Origin of the sequence: Flavobacterium gelatinilyticum (assembly GCF_027111295.1) — a bacterium.
GTDB classification, from domain to species: Bacteria; Bacteroidota; Bacteroidia; order Flavobacteriales; family Flavobacteriaceae; genus Flavobacterium; species Flavobacterium gelatinilyticum.
This window is the reverse complement of the sequence record NZ_CP114287.1, coordinates 1,603,425-1,627,398: the sequence shown is the minus strand read 5'-3', so window position 1 is coordinate 1,627,398 and position 23,974 is coordinate 1,603,425. Positions and strand designations below refer to the sequence as shown.

Here is a 23,974-nt window from a genome sequence, read left to right as displayed (position 1 = left end):
TTTGAAAATAAGTCCGTTATACTATGTATAAACATTTTCATAGTATGGCGAAAATTTACTCAAAAAAGGCATTAGCTTCAAAAGATTTAAAACCTAAAAAAGAAGTAGTTTCTTTTTTACTTAGTTATTCACAAGCCCTTAAGGTGGTGAAAATCGAAGATAAAAGTTTTGAAATAATAGCTAATTAAACAGCCCGCCGCCCTATGGTCGGATGTTTATTTCGAAAAAACCAAATGGTCGTTTTGGTTAAAAGCTCACTGTTCGTATGCAAATACAATAGTGAGTTTTTTTTATGACGTTATCTCTCGGTCCTTATTTTACAATTGAATGTATTTCTGTGCATTTTAAAAGCAAAGATGTAAGTATTTTAGGTTGGTTTTGGTTGAGGTTGTTAAAATTTAATATATTCTTTAAAAATTATTTAATTATTCGGAATTTAATTTTATTTTAGTTAAAAAGTAATTTTTATCTCAGTTTAACAGCTGATTTTTTTATTATATGAATATAGAACAATCAATTAACCCAAAACCAATTTAAAGTTTAACTAATAACCGGTACTATATGAAGAAAAACTACTCAGTTCATTTTGTTTTGTTGTGTTAGGTCGTATCTATTTACAATAACAGTAAGCCTTAACGATTTTGAATCGTTTAAAACTAATCTACACCAAACAAAACCTATTTAAAAATGAAAAATAATCTAATGATGTTATCAATTTCTTTATTGATAACAGTAGGAGCGTTTGCTCAAAAAGATCAAATAAAAGAAGCTCAGACTTTATATGATAAAGGAAAAAGTGAAGAAGCACTGGTTGTTTTAAAAAAGATAGAATACCTTATCGTTAATGCTTCAGATTCTGATAAATCCGATTTCTATTTTGTAAAAGGAAATGCGTGCAAAGATCTGGCGTCAAAAAATATTGATGCGGTAAATAATTTTGCACTTGCTTCTGCAGCATATCAGGACATTCTTTTGTATGAAAATGATTCCCGAAATTACAAATACGCCTTTAAAGCGAATCAGGCATTAAAAGCTATGAAATCTACACTTGTTGACGGTGCTTTTGCTGATTATAAAGCAGGAAAGTTTAAAGAAAGCTCTGCTAAAAGCTACGAAGTATATCAAATCGACAGAAAAGATACGCTAAACTTAATGAATGCGGCCGGCGCTGCCCTGACAGGTAAAGATTATATTAATGCCATTAAATATTACGATGAGCTTAGAAAAATAAACTATACCGGAAAAGGGGTTGTTTTGTATGCTACTAATAAGAAAACAAAAGTAGAAGAAGCCTTTATTTCTTATAGTGCGAGGGAATCCAATATTCAGGCAGGACTTTACGAAAAACCAAGAACTGTTTATCCGCCGTCAAAAAAAGAAGAAGTTTTAATTTCACTTGCTTACTGCTATTTAGAGCGAAATGATTATTTAAATGCTTCTAAATACTATGAGGCTGGGCTGCAGTCAAATCCGGGTTGTATGGACTGCTGTATTAATCTGACCTATGTAAAAATGCAGCAAAAGAAAGATTTAGTCGATCAGATGGATCAACTGGGTAATAGTCCGAAAGAAATGAAGGAATATGAAAAGCTGAATACTCAAAAGAATGAACTTGTAAAAAGCACCATTCCGTACCTGACCAAAGCATTAACTATCGATCCTCAAAACGAAGAGGTTAAAAAATCACTTTTAGGCGTATATCGATCATTAGATATGACAACTGAATACAATGCCTTAAAAAAGACCATGTAAAATAAAATAAAGAAGCTGCTAAACTTTCTTTTTAGCAGCTTCTTCTATTAATGATTTTTTCCCTACAGTACGGGTAATAATATCTCTTTCTAAATCCCATCCACGAGCCGGTGAATATTCGCGTCCGTACCAGATTATCTGTAAATGGAGATCATTCCATAATTCTCTTGGAAATAATCTCTTAGCATCTTTTTCAGTCTGAACTACATTTTTTCCGTTCGAAAGATTCCATCTGTACATTAGTCTGTGAATATGAGTATCAACCGGAAAAGCTGGAACACCAAACCCCTGCGACATTACAACACTCGCTGTTTTATGCCCTACAGCCGGTAAAGCTTCAAGCGCTTCAAAACTCTGCGGTACTTCGCCATTATATTTCTCAATTAGAATTTCAGATAAACCATGAATTCCTTTTGATTTCATTGGGGACAAACCACACGGACGGATAATTTCCTTAATTTCTTCGACCGACATTTTTACCATATCATACGGATTATCTGCTTTCGCAAATAACAAAGGCGTTATCTGATTCACACGTACATCTGTACATTGTGCCGAAAGTAAGACGGCAATTAGTAAAGTATAAGGGTCTTTATGATCAAGCGGAACAGGAATAGTAGGATAGAGTTCTTTTAACTTATTTATAACAAACTGAACACGAGCTTCTTTATTCATTTACGTACTTTTAAGAATGTAAAAATAAGGAATTATCTGTTTATAGAAGAGTGGTAAGTTAAGAGTTGTAAGTTTTATGGGTTATCTTTGCTTCTAATTGAATCTCTAACGAATATAGGCAGGCAGTCTAAAATCAACAACTTAAAATAAAAAATCATGACGACATTAAAAGCAGGAGATAAAGCACCCAGTTTTTCAGGAACAGATCAGGATGGGAAAACACATAAACTGGCTGATTATGCCGGAAAGAAATTAGTAGTTTTCTTTTACCCAAAAGCAAGTACACCAGGTTGTACCGCAGAAGCTTGTGATTTAAGAGATAATTTTGAAAGATTTAAAGCGAATGACTACGAGCTTCTGGGAGTGAGCGCCGACAGCCAGAAAGCGCAGTTGAAATTTAAAGACAAATATGAATTTCCTTTTCCTTTAATTGCTGATGAAGACAAATCTGTAATCAACGCATTTGGTGTTTGGGGACCAAAAAAGTTCATGGGAAAAGAATATGACGGAATTCACAGAACAACTTTTGTAATCGACGAAAAAGGAATTATTGAAGAAGTAATCGAAAAAGTGAAAACAAAAGAACACGCTGCACAGATTTTGAAATAATTTTTTTGTTTTAGTTTTTTGGTTTCAGGTTTCAGGTTTCAGGTTTCAAGTTGTTTTACTTGATGTATAGTTTTAATGTATTTTGCGTTAAAACTATACCCGTCAAGCAAAACTTGAAACCTGAAACAAAGTAAAACTCTTAAACCAAAAAAAGCCCCTTGGGACTTTTTCTATTAAGCATTTTGTTCTAATTCTTTTTGTGGATGATATCCAAAAAGATGATGCTCTTTTATAATTTCCGGAATACCTGGCGGAAGCATATGTTCCCAGCCTTTTTTTCCCTGATTGATCATTTTTAAAACTTCGCGAGAGAAAACAGATAAGTTGTCTGGATCATAATTTGTAACGTCAACCACTTTTCCGTTGAATTTAAAGAATTTATATAATTCTTTCATTCTAGGATGAACTTTAAGGTTGCTTGAGTTCATTAATTCTCCATTTTCATCCAGCATTGGATAAAGGAAAACTTTCATATCTCTGTAGAATAATTTTCCAAAAGCCTCAAGAATACCTCCGCTTAAGTGACGGTAATATTTCTCGTCAAAAATATCTACAAGGTTGTTTACACCCATTGCAAGACCCATACGGGCCTTCGTATAATTAGCGAAGTATTCAACCACTTTGTAATATTCCTGGAAATTTGAAATCATAACCGTCTGACCAAGAGAACAAAGTAATTCAGCTCTGTCCATAAAATCACGTTCGTCGATTTCACCATCAGAGCGTAAATTCGAAAGTGTGATTTCAAAAATTACCAGCGTATTGTCTTTTTCAACCTTATTTTCTTCAAGGAACATTTGCAGCGATTTCTCGTACATGTCCATATTTACTTTCGTAACCGGGCGAAAACTTCCTCTTAAAGCCAAAAGGTTCTTTTTATACAAAATAGCAGCCGGCAGAATGTTTTTTCCTTCAGGATTAAACATTACGGCATCAGTCATTCCGTTTTTAACCAGTTGTAAACTCATCAAACGATTGTCTACATCGGCAAAACGAGGACCAGAAAAGTTAATTGTATCGATTTCTAACTGATCTTTGTCTAAGTGATCGTATAAATAACGCAGTAAACGCTTTGGATCATTATATTTGTAAAAAGCACCGTAAATTAAGTTAACCCCTAAAATTCCAAGTGTTTCTTGTTGTAATCTGGCATCGGTCTCTTTAAAACGAATGTGAAGAATAATTTCGTTGTAAGCCTCGTCAGGTTCAATCTGATATCTTATACCAACCCAGCCATGGCCTTTAAATTGTTTGGCAAAATCTATTGTTGCTACAGTATTAGCGTAGCTGAAAAAAAGTTTATTTGGGTGTTTTTCTCTGCTCAGACGTTCTTCAATCAATTCGCCTTCAAACGTAAGCATTTTTTTTAGTCGGTTTTCAGTAACGTATCTTCCGTCACTTTCAACGCCGTAAACAGCGTCACTGAAATCTTTGTCATAGGCAGACATTGCTTTTGCAATAGTTCCGGATGATCCTCCAGATCTAAAAAAATGTCTAACTGTCTCTTGTCCAGCGCCAATTTCAGCAAATGTTCCGTAAATATTCTCGTTTAAATTAATGCGTAAAGCTTTGTCTTTTATGGAAGGAATCTGTTCGATGACCTTGTCACCTTTGAGTTTTATTTCTGTACCCATTATATTTTAAATAGATTTGTTACAAAGTTAGTAAATTAGGCTTCTAATGAAAGAGAAATAATCCTATTTTTGTAAAAAAATTAAGTTCAATTGAAGGTCTATTTTCTAGGTACTGGTACTTCCCAAGGTATTCCGATTATCGGAATCGATCATCCCGTTTGTAAAAGCACTGATGCTAAGGACAAAAGACTCCGTGTATCCATCTGGATTTCGTGGAACGAGCACTCGTACGTTATCGATTGCGGTCCCGATTTCAGACAGCAGATGCTTTCCTGCGGATGCCGTAAACTGGATGCAATTTTATTCACTCACGAACACTCAGATCACACTGCCGGATTAGACGATATTCGTCCGTTTAATTTCCGTCAGGGAGAAATTCCAATCTATGGACATAAGCGTGTTCTGGACAACTTAAGGCGCCGTTTTGATTATGTTTTCGAAACCGTAAACAAATATCCCGGAGCACCAAGCGTAAAGACAATCGAAGTGCATAACAATGAGCCTTTTGCTGTTGGCGATAAAATAGCTGTTCCTATAAATGCCATGCATGGCGACCTGCAGGTTTTTGGATACCGAATCGATCAGTTCGCTTATTTAACCGATGTAAAAACCATCGAGCAGGTAGAAATTGAGAAGCTCAAAGGTGTAAAAGTTCTGGTTGTAAACGCCCTGCGTGTTGAACCTCACGATACTCATTTTAATTTACAGGAAGCACTGGATTTTATTAATCTGGTAAAACCCGAAAAAGCCTATTTAACGCACATCAGCCATGTTTTGGGCTTTCATGAAGAAGTACAAAAACAACTTCCGGAAAATGTTTTTCTGGCTTACGATAATTTAGAAATTACAATTTAATTATACCAAAATGAAAAAATCCTTAATGCTTTACCTTTTTATCCTTGCGATATTAATGAACGTTTTTACATATATGTTTTACAGCCGTGAAGTAAAATTTGGCGAAGAAAGATATGAGAAAACAACAAAAAAGCTGAGAGACAGTATTAATTTAGTAACTGGAAAATTAGCCGAAGCAGATTATTTTTCGCTGGAGCATAATGAAAATGCACAGAATTACTTCGATAACAGTGCTTCTGGCGGAAAAGTGATTTTATATGAAAAACTGATTCCGGCAGTAACTGAAAAATTACTGGATTTTAATGCACAGCCAAAAGGAAATCCGTATACAGGACAAGATCAGATTGGACCAAATAAATTTATTATTAACAAAGTAAAAGTATTAAACCACCGTTGGATAATTGCAGATTACAGCAATGGAGAATTATGGGGAGAAGTCTTGTTAAAATACTTTGTTGATGATAAAGAAAATATTACATTTGAAGTAAATCAAACTTGGTTATATCAAAAATAGGATTTTAAATCCTATTTTTTTTTGACCGTAAAATAAATAGGATAGATGAAAAAGATGTTTTTGTTTTCGATTATTGTGACCGCTGCAATTTCATGCGGTAAAAAAGTTACTCAGGAAAATGTAACTTCTAAAGAAACTAAAAAAGAGATACTTACAGGAGCTGATTCAGATTCTCACGGTTGTAAAGCCTCTGCCGGATATACCTGGTCAACACTTAAAAAAGAATGCATCCGAATTTTTGAAGGAACAAAATTGTCGCATTATGATGACGGAAAAACGTATACAACAGTATCATATGTAATTTTTGACGGAAATAAAGCAGAACTTTTTCTTGATACTCAAAAAGAATCGATCATCTTAGAAAGAAAATCCGAAGGTGATTCGTGGGTTAAAGGAGACTGGCAGTTAAGTCCGTGGAAAGGATATGTTTTGAAGAAAGGAGATAAGATTCTTTATACGGGACAGTAATTTTTAGTGTTAAGTCGCGGTTTTCAGTTTTCAGTTCGAAACTGAAAACTGCGACTAAATACTGTGACTGAAAACTAAAGATTCTCTTTAATAAAATCAGAAGTAACCACCTGAGCAAATTCTTCATTTAAACTTGCTAAAGCCGTTTGATGTATTATTTCGGCTGAGAAATCTTCTCCGTTTACGCCTTTTTTATTGAAAGTCGCCGATGCATCAGAAACTAAATAAACTGTATAACCAAAATTTCCTGCCATTCTGGTCGTGGTAGAAACACAGTGATCTGTAGTTAAACCCAGAATTACAAGATTAGTGATTTTAGCATTGTCTAATAATTCTTTCAGATTAGTTCCGATAAAAGCGCTGTTGACGTTTTTTTTGATGATTGTTTCACCTTCAAGAGGTTTTACAACATTCTGAAATTCATTTCCAGAATTAGTTTCATTTAAAATCGAATTAGGATTTGAAGAACAATGCTGTACATGAAAAACAGGCAGATTTTTAGATCGCCATATTTCCAGAAGTTCACCCGCTTTTTCCTCTGCGTTTGCATTATTTCGGTCTCCGCCCCAATAAGCAACGTCAAGAAATCCTTTTTGAATATCAATTAAAATTAATGCGGGATTATCAAGTTTTGAATTGCTCATTTTATGAAGATTTAATTATTGCCAACTCTTAAAACTAAAAAACTAACCAATAAGCCAATTTTTAAAATCAAAGAAATTCTGAGGTGCAACTCCATTCAATTGAAAATATGATTAGATTTATTAGATGAATTTAAAATTTTGAGACAAACTAAAAAACGGAGGATTTAAATTTTATTTTTTTTATATTCTTAGAATTGTAAAAAGCTAAGATTTGTTTTCCTATTAGTATACTTGGTTTTTCAATGTAAATAAATGAAATATAGGCAATTGTGATTGAAATGCTAACTGCTGCAATAAAATGCAATCCGGCATATATTGTGCCAAAGCAAAAGTAGACTATTTGCTGTATTAAAAAACCCCAAAGATAAATCCCGTACGAAATATCATATTTAGGTTTGAATTTTAAAATAAATTCCCGAGAGCTGATAAAAATGATCAAGTTGCAAAAAGCAACGATAAGAAATAGTTCTTCTGCTTGATGTCCTCTGAATAAAAAATAAACAAAAAATGATAAAAGAACAAGTGGCAAATTCATTATAGATTTGTTTTGATTTATTGCTAAAAAGACTCCGTAAGCAAAAGAAATAGGCAGATAATAAATTTCCGGATTATTGCTTAGTCTGCTAAGTATGAAGTTTGAAGGGAAAACACTTACCATAAAAAGTGCAGCAAAACTTATATTGAAAAAGAACGTTCTTTTATTTTTAATTAATAAGAATGTACACATTAAGGCAATGTAGCATTTTATCTCATAATTTAAACTCCATAATGATCCATTTACTGCATCTTTGTACAAGTTGTTATTAAAAACTCCTGTAAGTATATATTGTGTTTTAAAATATATATTTTTTATTATATATTTATAATTATTATAGTCTGAAAAGTATTCTGAAATACTTATATTAGTAATAGTTGGGCCAATTAAAAAAACAGTAATTAGTAAAAGAAATAGTAAAGCAGGCAAAATTCTAAATAGTCTTGAAATTGCAAAATATACGAAACTGTCATTTTTTAGATGACTATTCGTAACAACCAGGCCACTTATAAAAAAGAAAAGCTTTACAGCGAGTGCTCCGGAGTAAGTTACTGGAAAAAATAAACTTACTGGATCCGTCCAATATGGTGTTATTCCATTTAATGCGATTGTATGGCCAAGAATAACAATACAAGCTAGTAAGATTCTGATTAAATCTAAATTGTTGTTCTCTTTGTTTAGAAAGCAAGTTATTTTCATTTTAACTATTTGTGCATGCAAGAGTGATTAAATAGCTAACCAATTCTTAAAATCAAAGAAATTCTGAGGTGCAACTCCATGTCCAACAGGATATTCTTTATAAACTACCGGAATATGTAATTTCTCTAAAATTGCAGGTGTTTTTCTTGCCCATTCAATTGGAATAACCTGATCGACTGTTCCGTGTGAAGCGAATATTTTTAGGTTTTTGAAATCATTGTTTTCAAAACCTTCTTTGATAATTTCTTCGTTAAAATAACCACTCATCGCAACAACTCGCTGAATTTTTTCAGGATAAGAAAGTGCCGTTGCATAACTCAAAATCGATCCCTGGCTGAATCCGATTAAAGTAACATTATTAGCGTCAATAGGATAATTTGCTGTTAATTCATCAATAAAAACAGCTATTCTGTCTCTTGAAATTTTAGCCTGCTCATTATCTGAAAATTTATTCTGATCTGCATCAAAGTTGATTGCGTACCACGCGTAAGCACCATATTGCAAATCGTAAGGTGCTCTTGCAGAAATTACATAATAATTGTCCGGTAATTCAGAGGCAAATGAGAATAAATCGGCTTCGTTGCTTCCGTAACCGTGTAATAAAAGTAATAATGGATTTTTATCTAAAATTACTTTTGGTTCTTGTATTTTATATTCTAAGGATAGATTCATTTTTTTTAATTGTGAGTTGTGAATTTTTCAAGTTTCAGGTTTCAAGTTCCAGGTTTTGGAATTTAAATGATTATCCAATCTTTTTAAACCATTTTTGAAACAATTCCCCAACTAAAGGAATTGGTCTCATTTGTCCTTGAATAGCATTAAAAATACCAAAAGTCCAGAGGATTGAGATACAAATCCACATTGGGAACGTGATGAAAAAACTGTCGAAATTGCTGATAATGGCTCCCAGAGAAATAAAAGTCAGAGACAGACCTAATGCCTGACGAATATGAAAAGAAGCAAAACTGTTTTTTTTTTCAGAATTCATGCTCATGGCAATTAAAACGCCAATAATCAAGATGTAACTGGTAATGGCAATTGATTTTCCTTCTTCGACTGTATTCTTCATTGTATTATTTTGTAACAAGTTGATTTTGATTTAAAATTCCGTAAACAGAACCTTTAATTTCAGTTCCTAAAAAAGCAGAATTTTTAGATTTTGACAGAATGTTTTCTTTTGTAAAAGTTGATTTTCCTTCGGTTGAAAACAGTGTTAAATTTGCTTTTGCACCTTCTTCAATTATGGTATTTTCTAATCCGAAAACTGTTCTCGCCGCTGTTAATTTAGCAACAATAGTTTCTATGGGTAAAACCGTTAATAAAGCTCCAAAAGCACTTTCAAGACCAATTGTTCCGTTTTTAGCCGTATCAAATTCCATTTTTTTGAATTCAATATCAATCGGGTTGTGATCTGATGTGATGATATCGATTGTACCATCGGCGATTCCGTTTAATAAAGCCTGTCTGTCAACTTCTGTACGTAGTGGAGGCGTAACTTTAAAACGAGTGTCAAAACCATCCAGTTTTTCATCGGTTAGAACCAAATGATGTACAGATGCGCTGCAGGTTACGTGTAAACCTTTTGCTTTTGCTTCTCTGATTAATTCAACCGATTTTGCTGTAGAGATAGTCGGAATATGAAGTTTTCCGCCTGTGTATTCCAGTAAAAATAAGTTTCTTGAAACCTGCAGTTCTTCGGCTAAATTCGGGATTCCCTTTAGACCTAATCGTGTAGAAACAATTCCTTCGTTGGCAGTACCATTTCCTTTTATATTTGGATCCTGCGAATACGCAATTACCAGCCCGTCGAAATCCTGTACATATTGTAAAGCAATTTTCAGGATATTGGCGTTGTCGATACTTTTATTGTAATCTCCAAACGCAATGGCTCCGGCTTTTTTCATATCAAAAAGTTCTGCCATATCTTTTCCTTCGCTGGCTTTTGTTAAAGCACCGATTGGGAAAATTTCTGTTGCAAAACCGTTTGCTTTATTTTTTACAAAATTAACCTGAGACTGGTTGTCGATAATAGGGAAGGAGTTGGGCTGTAGACCTATAGCTGTAAAACCGCTTTTGGCCGCAACAGTTAAACCATTTGCAATCGTTTCTCTGTCTTCGTAGCCCGGTTCTCCAAGAGAAACACTGCTGTCGAACCAGCCCTGAGAAACATGAAGATCGTCGAATCGTACTACTTCTGCATCATCGTTTGGAAGTGAAACCCCTATTTTTTCTATTAAACCATCTGCAATTAAAAGATCAACGGTCTGATTATGAAACGGACTTTTTGAGTCGATAATTTTGGCGCTTTTGATGATTAGTTTCATATGTAGAGAAATTTATTTTTTATTAAAAGATTTCATTTTGTCATTTCGACGAAGGAGAAATCGCACTCGATATTCTGTTCCAAATGTTCTTAGTATCTGTGATTTCTCCTTCGTTGAAATGACATACTAAATGAATAATTCGAAACCTATTTTACAAATTTTATAATTGCCATTTCTAATGCTAAAAATAACAGTGCAAAGATAACAAACCATTTCCAAATCTGGCTGTCTGTCCGCTCTGTCTGCAGGGTATTAAAAATGGTTGAAATTGTATCGGCTGTTTTGAAATCCGAAATCACATTAGTGTTTACCTGACTCAAATCACTTTCGGTTCTTTTGTAATTAAAGCTTAAATTTTCAACCCATTCTTTTTTGTCAAAAATGCTGTAATTTCCGGCTGTTTCCGGAAAATCATTAAATGTTAATTTGACTTTATTGTTTAGTATCTGCTGAATCGGAATAAAAGAATCTTCTGTTCCTTTTACTTCCAAAATCGCATCTTTTGTCAATAAAACATCTACAAAATAAGGCTGATTGTTTCCTATTGTCAAAGCATTAACGCCCGTTTTCTGATTGTTCTGTGCTATTTTATAAAACAACGGAACAATTAAAGGTGACTGCTGAAAATTAGAATTACTGCTGTTTATTGGTGCTGAAAAAACGGTAATGCCCGAAACCGGACTTTGAACCGACGTCACAAAAGCACTTTGGTCTTCATAAGATAAAACAGCCGGATATGGACTTGAGATGTCAAATGAAACATTTGTTTTTGGATACTGGAAATTTGTGATTTTATTCTCGAAAACACCTGAAAATAGAGGATGATCGAAATTGATTTTCGTAATCAGCTTACTTTCTGTTTTAAGAGTATTAAATTGAATTTTACCAAAATTAGCTAAGAAAGCATTGAAATTTGAAACCGACGTTTTTTCAGAAGGAATTACCACAAGATTCCCGCCTTTTGAAACAAAAGCTTTTAGAGTGGTTTGTAAGGCCTGCGGAATTTCAATTAATTCATTTAAAATAATCGTGTTTTGTTTTTCTAAACTATTGTAATCTAAAGAATTAATGGCGTAATTATTATAGTTGAACTCAGCCGGAGTGTAAATTCGGGTTAAGAAATTGCTTTTTTCCGGTTCCCCAATACTAATAACGTTTGTTTTTTTGTTTTTAGAAATGCTGAAAAATAATTTGTTGTCATACGTCAGACCGTTGTCTTCAATAGAAACATAACCGTGAAAAGCTTCTTTCGGAATCGTAAAGCTGATTTTCTTTTTCTTAGCGTCAAAATTGATAATTGTTTTTGCAATCAGTTTGTTTTGATTGTATAAAGCAGTAGAAACAGGTTTGAAATCATCGCCATAAGCCGATAAATTTACTCCAATTTCATAGAAATTTTCTAAAGTCTGGTTGATGTAAACACTGTCAATAGAAACGTTGTTTTTCTGTTCGGCTTTTGGAACTATGAAATATGGTTTTTCTTCAAAATCAATATTTTTAGTGTTTTTTTCGCTTAAGCCAACAGCATCGGTAATAATCACAATGTCTTTATTATAGGCCGATTTGTGTGCTTTTACTTTTGCTAAAATCGATGAAAGTTCAAAAGGAGAGGCGCTGTAGTTTAAATTTTGCAGCGCGCTTTTAGATGATTTAATATCAGTATTCCAGAAATTTTCAGTATTCGTTAAAAGTGAAAACTGGGCAGTTTCGGGCGTATTTTCCAGTAATTCCTGTACGGCACGTTTAAGCAGTTCGCCTTTTTTGCCTTTTGCCTGCATACTGAATGAATTATCCAGAATGATATACATTTCGTTTGAGGCATTTTTGCTGTCTTTTGCTTCAAAAAAAGGCTGTGCAAAAGCAATAATAGCACACGTCAGCAGTAATAAACGAGTGGCGAGCAATAAACGTTTTTTGATTTTGGAACTTTTACGGGTCTGAACAGCAAGCTCTTTCAGAAAACGTACATTAGTAAAATAAGAAGTTTTAAATCGTCGTAATTGAAATAAATGAACCAAAATTGGAACAATCAACAAAAACAGAAAGTATAGAATTTCGGGATGTTTAAAATGCATTCTGACTTTGGTTTACTTCGCTACGTTTTGTTTTTCACGAAGAGGCAGGTCAAAAATACAAATTAAATATGTATTAAACCATATAGTTTATAGAAGAGATTATAAGTAATGCCGCATGATATTATTTTAAAGCATATAAGTATATATAGGGGATTATAAGTTGAAACGTAAAAAAACTAAAAGGAACTTTTATTACTTATTATGGCAGAAAAACATTTAAAAATGTAACTTTTGTAATTCTATTTGTAAAAAAGAAACAGTTTACAAAAGATATTTATGTGTATTTTAGCTAATTCAAAAAAACAAACTATGAAAAAAATATCTTTAATATTATTTTCCGCTTTGGCAGTCACAACGGTAAAAGCTCAGGATAAATTCAATTTACTGGTTGGAACTTACACGAATACTTGCCAGAGTAACGGGATTTATGTTTATGAATTCGATAGTGTTACGGGCGATTATAAATTGAAAAAATCTTCAGAAAGTGTGGTAAGTCCAAGCTATTTGTCTGTTTCTGCTGATAATAAATTTGTTTATGCGGTAAACGAAAACGGAGCACAAAGTGCCGTAAGTGCTTTTACGTATGATGCCGCTTCGGGAAAACTGGGTTTGATAAATAAAAACGATTCTCAGGGAGCAGATCCGTGCCATTTGATTAATGATGATAAAAATGTAATCGCAGCAAATTATTCGGGAGGAAGTATTGTGGTTTTTAAGAAAAATCCTGACGGAGGCATTACAGAAGTTCAGCAAAAGATTCAGCACGATGGAAAAGGTCCAAATGAGGCGCGTCAGGAAAAAGCACATGTACATATGGTTGTTTTTTCTCCGGATAAGAAATTCGTTCTGGCAAATGATTTAGGATTAGATAAAGTGTTTATTTATAAATATAATCCGGCTTCTAAAAACGAAATTCTGACTTTAAAAGGAAGTGTTGATGTTAAAAAAGGAAGTGGACCAAGACATTTAACTTTTAGCAAAGACGGAAAATTCGTGTATCTGGTTCAGGAATTAGATGGTACATTGACAACGCTTAGCTACGATAAAACGGGAAGTTTAAAAATAGTGGCTGAAACGAGTATTCTGCCCAAAAATTTCAAAGGCGGAACAGGTGCAGCAGCTATTAAACTTTCGCCTGATGGAAATTTTTTATATGTAACAGATCGTGTTGATGCGAATTTGATTTCGGTTTATAAAGTTTTAAAAACTGGAGGTATCGAATTGGTTGAACAGCAAAGTACTTTAGGAAAAGGTCCGAGAGATTTCGCTGTCGATCCAACAGGGAATTATCTTTTAGTAGGACATCAGTACACAAACGATATTGTGATTTTTAAAAGAGACCAGACAACAGGAAAGCTTACAGACACGGGAAGAAGAATCCAGATGTGTTCGCCGGTAGGTTTGGTTTTTACGAAAATTTAATTTTTAAGGTCTAAGCTCAAAGGTACAAAGGTTTTAACCTGTATCTTTGAGCCTTTTTATTACTTTGTCACTTTGTTGCTTTGAACCTCTGTCACTAAGAAAAATTATTTATTTTTCTTTTTCTTCTCGTTTCTTGTCTTCAGCATATTTCTGTTAACAGAACCGTGCGTTTTCTTTTTGGTTTTTGAAGGACCTCCCAGATTGATTTTTTGGTTCTTTTTAGACTTTTCATGAAAAGCACCATCACCTTCCAGTTTTGGTTTTTTCATTAAAAACTTTCTTGGTAATTTGTCTTTTTCAGCTTCAATAAGCTTTTCCGAAACTTCGACTTCTTCAGGAAAATCAACTATTTCAAGCTCCTGATCCATTAAAAGTTCGGTTTCTATTTTAAATTCTTCTTCTCTTGGCGAAACAAAACTAATTGCTGTTCCTGTTGCATCTGCACGACCTGTACGACCAATTCTGTGCATGTACAACTCTGGTTCTTCCGGCAGTTCGAAGTTAATTACGTGTGTAATATTAGAAATATCCAAACCTCTCGCCATAACGTCGGTTGTAATTAAGCCGCGAAGATTGCCTTCCTGAAATTCAGCCATTGTGCTCAAACGGTAATTTTGAGATTTGTTTGAGTGAATTACACCAAACTGTCCTTCAAAAAGCTCATCAATACGATTGAAAAGCATATCTGAAATCTTTTTATTGTTTACGAAGACCAAAATACGACTCATACTTTCGTTGGTTTCCAGTAAATGTTTTAAAAGATTAACTTTTGTATTAAAGTTTGGAACATTATAGGTAATCTGAGTAATTTTTTCAAGCGGCGTTCCTGATGGAGCTAATGTAACTTCTTCTGGAAAATCAAAATAATCATTTAATAAATCATCCACTTCATCTGTCATAGTTGCAGAGAAGAGAATGTTTTGACGTTTGGTTTTCATCATTGCAAAAAGTGAAGTAAGCTGTGGTCTAAAACCTAAATTCAGCATTTCGTCAAATTCGTCGATTACCAATTTTTGCGTTTCATCAAAACGAACAACAGCGTCAAGTGCCAAATCCATTGTACGTCCAGGCGTTCCCACTAAAATGTCAACTCCTTCGTAAACGGCTTTCTTTTGTGTATTGATGTTTACACCTCCGTAAATTCCCAAAGTTTTAACCGACATGTAGGTCGTCAGTTTTTCAACTTCTTCTACCACCTGAACCACTAATTCGCGGGTTGGAACAAGGATTACGATTTTTGGAGTATTGGTGTGCGTAAATTTATAAAGCTTTAAAAGAGGCAGTAAATACGCAAATGTTTTACCGGTTCCGGTTTGCGCAATTCCCATCATATCGCGACCAGACATGATTACAGAAAAAGATTTTTCCTGAATAGGAGTAGGCGTAACAAATCCTAATTCGTCAACTGCTTTTTGTAATGATTTTGGGAGATTGAATTTTTCGAAAGTGCTCATTTGCGTAAATTTTGTGCAAATGTACATTAAAATGATGGTTAGATCACTAGATTTTTCGAATCATCTGCTAATTTAGTTTTATAATTGATTGATTTTCAAAATTAAAACCCTTCAAAAACACCAAGTCCAAATAAAGCAAAATCGTATTTTACAGGATCTGATGCGTCCATTTCGCGAAGTTTTTTATCTAATTCTGCCAGTGCTTTTGCATCATTTTGTTTTCGCTTTAAAATTCCCAGTTTTCGGGCCACATTTCCGGAATGTACATCCAGCGGACAAGATAATACAGATGGCGAAATGCTTTTCCAAATACCTAAATCGACACCTTTTGCATCCTGGCGTACCATCCAGCGCAGGTACATGTTAATTCGTTTTGCTGCCGAATTGTTCAAAGGATCTGAAATATGTTTTTGAGTTCTGGCTAAATGATCAATTTCGAAGAATATTTTTTTGAATTCGCTGATGCTTTTCTGCAGGCTGTCTTTTTCCTGATTTTTAGCAAACACAGATTCAAGTCCGTTGTGGTTTTTATAAATATGCTGCAAGCCTTTTATGAAACCTCCAAAATCTTTTCCGTTGAAAGTTCTGTGGACAAAAGTTTCCAATCTTGCCAAATCTTCATTAGAATGTGACATAACGAAATCGTAAGGCGTGTTGCCCATTAATTCCATCATTTTATGAGAATTTTTGATAATCATTTTGCGGTTTCCCCAGGCAATGGAAGCGCTTAAAAAACCGGCAATTTCGATATCTTCTTTTTGGGTAAATAAATGCGGAATCTGCACAGGATCACTTTCGATAAAATCCTGATTGTTATATTGAATGACTTTTTCGTCTAGAAATTCTTTGAGTTCTTTTTGGTTCATGTTTTTTTAGTTCTTAGTAATTAGTCTTTAGTGATTAGCCTAAAGCAATTTTAATTACTAATTTGTCCGTCAACCATAACTAATTTTCTATCAGCCATGTTTGCCAGTTCTTCGTTGTGTGTTACTATGACAAATGTCTGCCCAAATTCGTCGCGAAGCTTAAAAAACAGCTGATGAAGATTTTCGGCAGAATGTGTATCCAGATTTCCTGACGGTTCATCGGCAAAAATAACATCGGGTTTATTGATTAAAGCTCTGGCAACAGCAACACGCTGCTGTTCTCCACCCGAAAGCTCATTTGGTTTATGATTGATTCTGTGAGACAGACCTAAATATTCTAATATTTTTATGGCTTCTTTTTCTGTTTGTGCTTTTGGTTTATTGGCCATAAAAGCAGGAAGACAAACATTTTCTAGGGCTGTAAATTCCGGTAATAACTGATGAAACTGAAAAATAAACCCAAGGTTTAAATTTCTGAAATCAGATAAAACTTTGTCCTGTCTGCTTTTCCTTTTAAAATACCGGTTGTAGTAAATCAGCATTGAAATGACAGGTAAAAATAAAATTCCAATTATTATGTATCGTAAGGTGTCATCGAAGATTTTAGTTCTGAAAAGCAATAAAAAAACGGCAAGAATTACTATATAAGTTAATCCCGACCAGGTAATGATTTTGAATGTTTTTTCTTGTTTTGAATTGTCGTTTTCAACGTCTTGTAAGGCAAGAACATTTCTGCCGTTTATGGTTAATGAGGAATCCGGATTGCGTTCCGGTTTGTCTAAAGTTCCTAAAATCTGCAGTAAAGTGGTTTTTCCGGCACCGGAAGCGCCCACAATCGAAACAATTTCGCCTTTTTTAATATGTAAATCAACTCCTTTTAAAACCTCAAGTTTATCGTAGAATTTATGTATGTTTTTTGCGTGTATCATGTAGTGAAACTGTTTTTACAAAGAAACGAAGATTCTGATTATAATCAAATTCCAAAAAGTGGAAATAAATTCCAACAATTAAATTCCAATATTAAAATCTGAAATCAAATCGGTATGTTTCTTGATATGGGAATTTAGAAAGTAAATTTTATAAAGAGATAATATTAGTTCGGGAGATAATTTTTAATTTTGATTAACTTTAAAATAAATGTAACATGCAGGATTTGAAAGTGGTAGATGATAACAGAATGTCAAAATTAATAACTGGTTTAATTTTGGACGGAATTGGTATGATTTCTTTTTCGATTCCGTTTCTTGGCGAGTTTTCAGATGTAATCTGGGCGCCGATTGCGGGTGTTATCATGACGAGAATGTATAAAGGAAGAGTAGGGAAAGTAGCCGGAGTTTTGACTTTTATAGAGGAGATAATTCCGTTTACAGATATCATTCCTTCTTTTACACTTACGTGGATTTATACTTATTTTTTCGCAAGACAGCCTAATGAATTTGATGATAAAGAGATATAAAAAAAGGCAGCTAATTTAGCTGCCTTTTAATTTTCAATTATTGCACAATGACTTTTTTTAGATATAAGATTTTTTTTGTAGAAGGATCAGAAACTTTTAAAATAAAGACACCTTTTTCATTGATAACGATATTTTCCTGTGTTTGACCACTAATGGTACGTTTTTGAATTTCTCTTCCAAAAATATTATAAATTTTAAGATCGGCTTTTTCGATTTCACTATCAAGTAAAATCGAGAAATTTCCATTATTTGGAACTGGCCATACTTTAAAATTATCAATAAGGTTTTTAATAATTTCATCTAACGGAGAAGAAGAATATCCACTAACAATATTAACTTTTCTGGTCATTGTTCCTCCTTCAGAATCGGTTACTGTAAAATTGAAAGAACATAATCCTTTTGCATTTGGTTTGAATTCTACAGTATCTCCGGCAAGTGCCGCATTTCCATTTACAACCTGAGACAAAGAATAAGATACACCACTAGTGAAACCTCTCGACAATTTTTGGATATTGATGTAAACTTTGGTTCCTAACGATGATTCGTAATGCGGAAGCGACATCCATTGTAAATAATTGTCAAGATTTGTGTAACCATCCTGATCTGTATCGGCATTTGAATCTGAGAAATCACCAATTGCAGAGTTTACATTGGTTCCAATGATTTTTTCCCACCAGTCTGGCAATCCATCCTGATCTGTGTCCCAGTCGGCATCGCGGTTTACTACAGGATAATTTTCATATCCGCCAACATCTGTTTCGTTGTCTGGAAATCCTGGTTTGTTAGTAACACTGCCTTTGTATGTATAAGTTCCGTTTAAAGTTTCGGTAATAATTCTTTGATCGTGTTCGTCAAATTCAGGTTGTACGCATCCCACATCAGAAAGAACAATTTTGTAGGCATTTTTAGCCGACTGTGTTGTTACATAAGAAGGAAAAAATGGCGTATTTACAAAGTTATTATAAGGAACTGTGTTGCCTGAAGCTTTTCTTCCGGCTGTTTGGTTGTTTTCATCAAAATAGCCCGGCATTACATTTCCGTTGAAGTAACATTGCTGCATTCCGGTTCCAACGCCTTCATTCTGCTGATTAAAAGCGACAAATATTTTTGATCCTGCGCCAGGTTTGTAATAATTGTTCACGAAGTTAACTTCTTTTGTTCCACCGTCTGTGGTTCTGCCGCCCCAGTTGTAGACAACATTATTGGTAATGTCCATTCGGCCGGTGTAGGCACCGTTTCCGTCCAGTCCGCCTCCTAAACTCCAATTACGGCCGTAGCAATGTGCTAAGAGGTTGTGGTGAAAACTTCCAATATCGCCTCCTATAGTAGCGGCATAACCATGCTCTGTTCCGGCAGGATAATTTTGATGTCCGGCTGCGTTTAAAGCTTCAGATATTAAAGTTCTTTGAAGCGTAATATTTTTTCCGGAACGAGAACTGAACGATTCGTCAATTGTCCAGCTTATCGAACAATGGTCAATAATACTGTGATCTGCTCCCGTTAGGCCCATTCCGTCAAAAGTTGGCCCGGCTCCAAGACGAACACGTATGTTTTGTACAACAGCATCATTTCCGGTTATGCCAAAAGGGGCTGAACGTATGCAGATTCCTTTTCCCGGTGCGGTTTGACCCGCAACAGTTACATAAGGCTGGCTTAAAACCAAACGTGAGTTCAGCTGAATAATTCCGGAAGTATTAAATACAATTGTTCTCGGGCCAATATCATTTGTTACAGCTTCTCGAAAACTTCCGGGTCCGCTGTCGTTTAAATTGGTTACAGCAACAACTTTTCCTCCTCTTCCGCCTCGTGCAAAACGACCGTAACCTTCTGCATCAGGAAAGGCAAGCTGGGCGGGACGAAAACGCCATAGACTTCCTTTTTCTACTGCATTATTGGCTAAAACTTCATCAACACGCCAGTAATAGACTGCTCCGGTGTACAAACCATTAACCTGATACGATGTATTGGCTAAAGGCTGATTTCCTTTGTATTCCGGTGAAGCGGTTGTAGCGGCTTCAACTGCAGCGGGATCTGTTCCAAAATAAATATTATGAGAGAGTGCATTTGCTGCTGCAGTCCATTCTAATAATCTTCCTCCTGAAACCAGTTCGACATGTTCGTCGTTGTGTTTTGGCAATGGGTTTGTTGATTGGTGAAAGATGTTTGGTGTGTTTAATTCGAAACCATTTAGGATAAAGTTTTTTACATTTTCAGTTCCCGAAGTTTCGGCAGCAAATAATAGAACTACGTCAGTACCTGCGATTGCCTGAAATTTTAAGTAGGTTGATTTTGCATCGGCGGTTTTGACAGCTCGTATGGTTGGAATTAAATTATCGACAACTAAATTACCGTCGATAGAAATATCAATGGGGCTAAAGGTATTTCCTGACGGGCTGTCTACGGCATTAAAGAAAGTTAATAAAGTGTGTTCTCCGGCGGCTAGTCCTGAAATTTTAAGTTCAATTTTTGCGCCAAGGTTTGCAGTTGCGCCTTTTACTGTAAGTCCGTCACAGACTAATCGGGCATAATAAGGGGCTTGTATTCCGGCTTTGTACCAATTGGTTCCTAATGCGTCACCGTTTGGACCAACTCGGCTTACGGTAAAAGTAACACCATTTTCGGTATAAGTACTGGTATCTCCGGAACCGATAACCCAGGCGGTGTAGTCGGGTTCATTTACTTCGGCTTTTGGCCGTCCGGATTGGTCAAAATCAATTTTTACTACGGGATTTTGGGCAAAAAGGGTAGTAACAGACATGGTAAGGCAGGCTAATGCCATTACACAGGGTAATTTCATAGAGCTGTTTAACATCTTGAATGTTTTTGGTTAGTTAGTAAAATTTGTCTCCATCATAAAGTTTTATATTTCTAAATAATCGTCTGATAAGAAATATTGGTAAGGTATTGCTTATCTATTTATAAATAACATTATGATTATGAGTATTGTAAAGATTGGTAATGCTTAAATTAAAACTATCCTGCACTATCCTGTAAAAATAGTTTTTTGATAATATAATACCTGCATTTTTTATAGAAGTGAAATTTTTGTATTAAATTATTACGAAATAGTAGAGAGGGAATTCCAAAATATATTCAAAATTCCAACTTTTATCGGATATATGCCGTTTCTCCAGAAGCTTTTGGTATGAGGATATTCTCTATAAATATAGTGCTCCCAGGGAGTTAATCTTGAGATCGATATGTTTTTTATATGCAGAAAGAAAAATGAGCTCCGAAGGAGCGAATTAGGAAAATCTAAAATCTAAAATCTAAAATCTAAAATCTAAAATCTAAAATCTAAAATCTAAAATCTAAAATCTAAAATCTAAAATCTAAAATCTAAAATCTAAAATCTAAAATCTAAAATCTAAAATCTAAAATCTAAAATCTAAAATTATGCAGAAGGATTTTGGTCTTTAGGAGTTTCGTTTTTAAATAGAAAGCCTAATCCCATGTTTTTAAGCATTTTCTTTTCGAAATTCCAGAAGAATTTAAACTGTCCGAAAATAGTTCCTATAGCCACTAATAAAACCTGATAAATAGGGAAGATGACTATAAGACGAATAAGAGTAAACCAACCGCCAAAGTCTTCTTTAGTAATACCCAGCCAAACGCAGAATGGTTTAGACAGCCAGGCCGATGCCGATCCGGTAATGGCAAAAACGGTAAGTATAAGTATGGCTTGTATATTTGAGGTGATTCCCCAGCGTTTTTTTAATCTATTCATTGCTATTTGTAATGAATACAAATATAGTATATTATCTCGAAGGAACGATACCCCAAAGCGTTTGTTTGTAAGTATTTTGAAAATAAATCATGTAATTGTAAATTAAATAATTTACTTCGTATCCATAGCGAATATCGGGTCTGTAATTAATCGTCATTTCATATAAATTAGGGCTGTAACGCTGTGGCTGCAAAACGCGGTTATTCCATTCTGTTACATACAGGTAATTTTTATTTTCCAGATATTCAAGCGTGTAATAATTTCGGGGAAAAGCTCGTGAAGCAAGCCAGGTACTGAATCCGTTGTCGATTATGATAACTTCATATTCTAATGAGTCATTTGCAATTCTTACTGTATCATTTATTTTTTTTGCCGAAGCAGTATCAGTACCGGCAATAGTCTGTGAAGTTGTCGAGCACGCAATTATAATAAGCAGGAGGAATAATATTGAAATACACTTTTTCATAACTTTTCTTGAAGACTTAAAGTTACAATTTATTGAGCAAAGAGAAATGTTATTTAACAGTTTGTAAAGTTAGCACTATTGGGAGATACTAAAAAAAGCTGTTTGGTTTGCAAACAGCTTTTCTTGATTATTTATAAAGAGTGTGAAAACTCAGCATCTTAGAATCTTTACTTACTTCCAAACAATTTGCCTATAAAACCAGAAATACCGCCTTTACTTTTAGTAACGACCAATATATCTTCAACATCAAGTTTTCCATCGTTGTTTTGATCAAGACCAAATTGTGTTCCGTATTTTGAAATAGTATCCATGATTACTGATGCCTGTCCGCTGTTTCCGGAAATTGAACTGATTATATCCGAAATTTGAAAACTGCTGTCGTTTTGGTCTTTTGCTTTGTTAACCAATGAGCCTAAAATCTGCGGAATTAAATTTGATGCTACTCCAGATGAATCATCGCTGCTTAAGCCAAATTTTTCTCCAAGGCTTCCGCTTAACTGCTGTTGAATTTTTTGTACAACAGGGTTCGAATTGTCAATAGGAGAATTTCCATTAAATAATCCGGCGATTTCATCGGTTCGGCCTTCAGAAACAATCTTTTTTAATCCTTCAAAAATAGAATTGCTTGTTTCGCTTATTACGGCTTCATTATGTTCATTTGGGACAGCGGTATTGTTTACAACAGCATCGCCTCCATATTGCTGTACTAATTGGGTTAATTGTTCAAACATAATATTTAGAGTTTAAAATTACACGCCAAATTTAATTAAAAAAGAAAGGGATTTACTACAAATATGTAGTAAATCCCTTTAAAGATAATTTATTTTTTAATTACTAGCTTAGTAAAGTAATAATTTGTGAAGCTAATTCAGTACCAATTCTATCTTGTGCTTCTCCTGTTGCAGCTCCAATGTGAGGAGTTAAAGAGATTTTAGAGTGCATTAAGATTGCCATTTCCGGTTTTGGTTCGCTTTCGAAAACGTCTAAACCTGCAAAAGCAACTTTTCCTGAATCTAAAGCTTTTACTAAAGCTACTTCATCAATAACACCGCCGCGAGCACAGTTAACGATTCCAACGCCGTCTTTCATGATTGCAAGTTCTTTCTCTCCAATGATGTAACCATCCTGAGCAGGAACGTGTAATGTAATGAAATCAGCTTCTTTGAATAAAGATTCTAATGACTGAGAAACAATTGTAGTTGTAATTGACTGTCCGTCGAAAAATTCAACTTTTACATCAACCTGAGGGATAAAGCTGTCAGCAGCGATAACTTTCATTCCAAGACCAAGAGCCATTTTTGCAGTAGCTTGTCCAATACGGCCAATACCCACAATACCTAAAGTTTTACCTCTTAATTCAACACCGTTTGCGTAAGCCTTTTTTAAACCGTCAAAGTTTGAATCACCTTCAAGAGGCATATTTCTGTTTGAATCATGTAAGAAACGAACACCAGAAAATAAGTGTCCAAATACTAACTCAGCAACAGATTCTGATGATGAAGCAGGAGTATTAATTACATGGATTCCTTTGCTTTTTGCATATTCAACATCAATGTTGTCCATTCCTACACCGCCGCGTCCGATGATTTTGATACCCGGGCATGCATCAATAATATCTTTACGAACTTTAGTTGCACTTCGAACTAAAATTACGCTTACATTGTTTTCGTTTATATAGTTAGCTACTTGTTCCTGAGCTACTTTTGTAGTGATAACTTCAAAGCCTCCTTTTTCTAAGGCCAGAATTCCGCTTTTAGAAATTCCGTCATTTGCTAATACTTTCATTGTATGTGTTGTTT

General features: G+C 34.5%; 23 protein-coding genes and 2 pseudogenes. 8 read left to right on the top strand and 17 right to left on the bottom strand.

Going from position 1 to position 23,974, the window contains the following annotated elements:
• Nucleotides 1–44 precede the first annotated feature (44 nt).
• Nucleotides 45–188 (top strand): hypothetical protein, encoded by a 144-nt coding sequence (locus OZP11_RS07000; RefSeq protein WP_165608771.1) that lies wholly within the window; start codon nt 45–47, stop codon nt 186–188.
• 499 nt (nt 189–687) lie between these two features.
• Complete coding sequence (locus OZP11_RS06995; protein ID WP_281234507.1) at nt 688–1,752, top strand: tetratricopeptide repeat protein; 1,065 nt, start codon at nt 688–690, stop codon at nt 1,750–1,752.
• Between the two features lie 18 nt (nt 1,753–1,770).
• Here OZP11_RS06995 and OZP11_RS06990 read toward each other — a convergent pair whose 3' ends face one another.
• Nucleotides 1,771–2,427, bottom strand: a complete 657-nt coding sequence (locus OZP11_RS06990; protein ID WP_281234506.1) for an endonuclease III domain-containing protein — start codon at nt 2,425–2,427, stop codon at nt 1,771–1,773.
• 156 nt (nt 2,428–2,583) lie between these two features.
• On the opposite strand from OZP11_RS06990, the gene bcp reads away from it, so the two are divergent.
• Nucleotides 2,584–3,036, top strand: coding sequence for a thioredoxin-dependent thiol peroxidase (gene bcp / locus OZP11_RS06985; protein WP_281234505.1), 453 nt, complete (start codon nt 2,584–2,586; stop codon nt 3,034–3,036).
• Nucleotides 3,037–3,209: 173 nt separating this feature from the next.
• On the opposite strand, the gene OZP11_RS06980 is transcribed toward bcp, so the two are convergent.
• Nucleotides 3,210–4,670 carry a TonB-dependent receptor gene (locus OZP11_RS06980; RefSeq protein ID WP_281234504.1) on the bottom strand — a complete coding sequence of 487 codons (1,461 nt, stop codon included), beginning with the start codon at nt 4,668–4,670 and terminating at the stop codon, nt 3,210–3,212.
• A gap of 90 nt (nt 4,671–4,760) precedes the next feature.
• Between OZP11_RS06980 and OZP11_RS06975 the strand changes: the two genes are divergently transcribed.
• The 3 genes from OZP11_RS06975 to OZP11_RS06965 are packed head-to-tail and all read left to right on the top strand — an operon-like array spanning nt 4,761 to nt 6,507.
• A complete protein-coding gene (locus tag OZP11_RS06975; protein ID WP_281234503.1) occupies nt 4,761–5,525 on the top strand; it encodes an MBL fold metallo-hydrolase in 765 nt (254 codons plus the stop codon).
• 10 nt (nt 5,526–5,535) lie between these two features.
• Entirely contained in the window at nt 5,536–6,039 is a 504-nt protein-coding gene (locus tag OZP11_RS06970; RefSeq protein WP_281234502.1) for a hypothetical protein, read from the top strand.
• Nucleotides 6,040–6,084: 45 nt separating this feature from the next.
• The gene (locus OZP11_RS06965; protein WP_281234501.1) at nt 6,085–6,507 is read left to right on the top strand and encodes a hypothetical protein; all 423 of its coding nucleotides are present in this window, start codon (nt 6,085–6,087) and stop codon (nt 6,505–6,507) included.
• 74 nt (nt 6,508–6,581) lie between these two features.
• On the opposite strand, the gene OZP11_RS06960 is transcribed toward OZP11_RS06965, so the two are convergent.
• The 6 genes from OZP11_RS06960 to OZP11_RS06935 all read right to left on the bottom strand — a co-directional run bounded on the left by OZP11_RS06960 (nt 6,582) and on the right by OZP11_RS06935 (nt 12,784).
• Nucleotides 6,582–7,151, bottom strand: coding sequence for a cysteine hydrolase family protein (locus OZP11_RS06960; protein WP_281234500.1), 570 nt, complete (start codon nt 7,149–7,151; stop codon nt 6,582–6,584).
• Between the two features lie 148 nt (nt 7,152–7,299).
• A complete protein-coding gene (locus OZP11_RS06955; protein WP_281234499.1) occupies nt 7,300–8,385 on the bottom strand; it encodes an acyltransferase family protein in 1,086 nt (361 codons plus the stop codon).
• A gap of 27 nt (nt 8,386–8,412) precedes the next feature.
• Entirely contained in the window at nt 8,413–9,057 is a 645-nt protein-coding gene (locus tag OZP11_RS06950) for an alpha/beta hydrolase (protein ID WP_281234498.1), read from the bottom strand.
• 70 nt (nt 9,058–9,127) lie between these two features.
• Nucleotides 9,128–9,454, bottom strand: a complete 327-nt coding sequence (locus OZP11_RS06945) for a hypothetical protein (protein ID WP_281234497.1) — start codon at nt 9,452–9,454, stop codon at nt 9,128–9,130.
• A 4-nt stretch (nt 9,455–9,458) separates the two neighbouring features.
• Complete coding sequence (locus OZP11_RS06940) at nt 9,459–10,709, bottom strand: dihydroorotase (RefSeq protein WP_281234496.1); 1,251 nt, start codon at nt 10,707–10,709, stop codon at nt 9,459–9,461.
• A 146-nt stretch (nt 10,710–10,855) separates the two neighbouring features.
• On the bottom strand, nt 10,856–12,784 hold the full coding sequence (locus OZP11_RS06935; RefSeq protein ID WP_281234495.1) for a BatA domain-containing protein: 1,929 nt from the start codon (nt 12,782–12,784) through the stop codon (nt 10,856–10,858).
• Nucleotides 12,785–13,093: 309 nt separating this feature from the next.
• On the opposite strand from OZP11_RS06935, the gene OZP11_RS06930 reads away from it, so the two are divergent.
• Nucleotides 13,094–14,206 carry a lactonase family protein gene (locus tag OZP11_RS06930; protein ID WP_281234494.1) on the top strand — a complete coding sequence of 371 codons (1,113 nt, stop codon included), beginning with the start codon at nt 13,094–13,096 and terminating at the stop codon, nt 14,204–14,206.
• Between the two features lie 104 nt (nt 14,207–14,310).
• Here the strand turns inward: OZP11_RS06930 and OZP11_RS06925 are convergent, their stop codons facing one another.
• The 4 genes and pseudogenes from OZP11_RS06925 to OZP11_RS06910 form a co-directional block, all read right to left on the bottom strand.
• Nucleotides 14,311–15,660 carry a DEAD/DEAH box helicase gene (locus OZP11_RS06925; RefSeq protein ID WP_281234493.1) on the bottom strand — a complete coding sequence of 450 codons (1,350 nt, stop codon included), beginning with the start codon at nt 15,658–15,660 and terminating at the stop codon, nt 14,311–14,313.
• A 101-nt stretch (nt 15,661–15,761) separates the two neighbouring features.
• Complete coding sequence (locus tag OZP11_RS06920; RefSeq protein ID WP_281234492.1) at nt 15,762–16,526, bottom strand: TIGR02757 family protein; 765 nt, start codon at nt 16,524–16,526, stop codon at nt 15,762–15,764.
• Nucleotides 16,527–16,576: 50 nt separating this feature from the next.
• Nucleotides 16,577–17,026 (bottom strand): annotated as a pseudogene (locus OZP11_RS06915) (ABC transporter ATP-binding protein); the annotation flags it as partial.
• 216 nt (nt 17,027–17,242) lie between these two features.
• Nucleotides 17,243–17,455: pseudogene (locus OZP11_RS06910) on the bottom strand (ATP-binding cassette domain-containing protein); the annotation flags it as partial.
• 215 nt (nt 17,456–17,670) lie between these two features.
• Between OZP11_RS06910 and OZP11_RS06905 the strand changes: the two are divergent.
• Nucleotides 17,671–17,982 (top strand): hypothetical protein, encoded by a 312-nt coding sequence (locus OZP11_RS06905; protein ID WP_281234491.1) that lies wholly within the window; start codon nt 17,671–17,673, stop codon nt 17,980–17,982.
• Between the two features lie 37 nt (nt 17,983–18,019).
• On the opposite strand, the gene OZP11_RS06900 is transcribed toward OZP11_RS06905, so the two are convergent.
• From OZP11_RS06900 to OZP11_RS06880, 5 genes are all read right to left on the bottom strand, one after another.
• Nucleotides 18,020–20,779 (bottom strand): T9SS type A sorting domain-containing protein, encoded by a 2,760-nt coding sequence (locus tag OZP11_RS06900; protein ID WP_281234490.1) that lies wholly within the window; start codon nt 20,777–20,779, stop codon nt 18,020–18,022.
• Nucleotides 20,780–21,376: 597 nt separating this feature from the next.
• A complete protein-coding gene (locus OZP11_RS06895) occupies nt 21,377–21,709 on the bottom strand; it encodes a DUF6787 family protein (protein WP_281234489.1) in 333 nt (110 codons plus the stop codon).
• 31 nt (nt 21,710–21,740) lie between these two features.
• Entirely contained in the window at nt 21,741–22,175 is a 435-nt protein-coding gene (locus OZP11_RS06890; RefSeq protein ID WP_281234488.1) for a DUF6146 family protein, read from the bottom strand.
• A 167-nt stretch (nt 22,176–22,342) separates the two neighbouring features.
• Nucleotides 22,343–22,906, bottom strand: a complete 564-nt coding sequence (locus OZP11_RS06885; RefSeq protein ID WP_281234487.1) for a DUF937 domain-containing protein — start codon at nt 22,904–22,906, stop codon at nt 22,343–22,345.
• Nucleotides 22,907–23,009: 103 nt separating this feature from the next.
• Nucleotides 23,010–23,960: a D-2-hydroxyacid dehydrogenase gene (locus OZP11_RS06880; RefSeq protein ID WP_281234486.1), complete on the bottom strand. Its 951-nt coding sequence runs from the start codon at nt 23,958–23,960 to the stop codon at nt 23,010–23,012.
• Between the last annotated feature and the right edge of the window lie 14 nt (nt 23,961–23,974).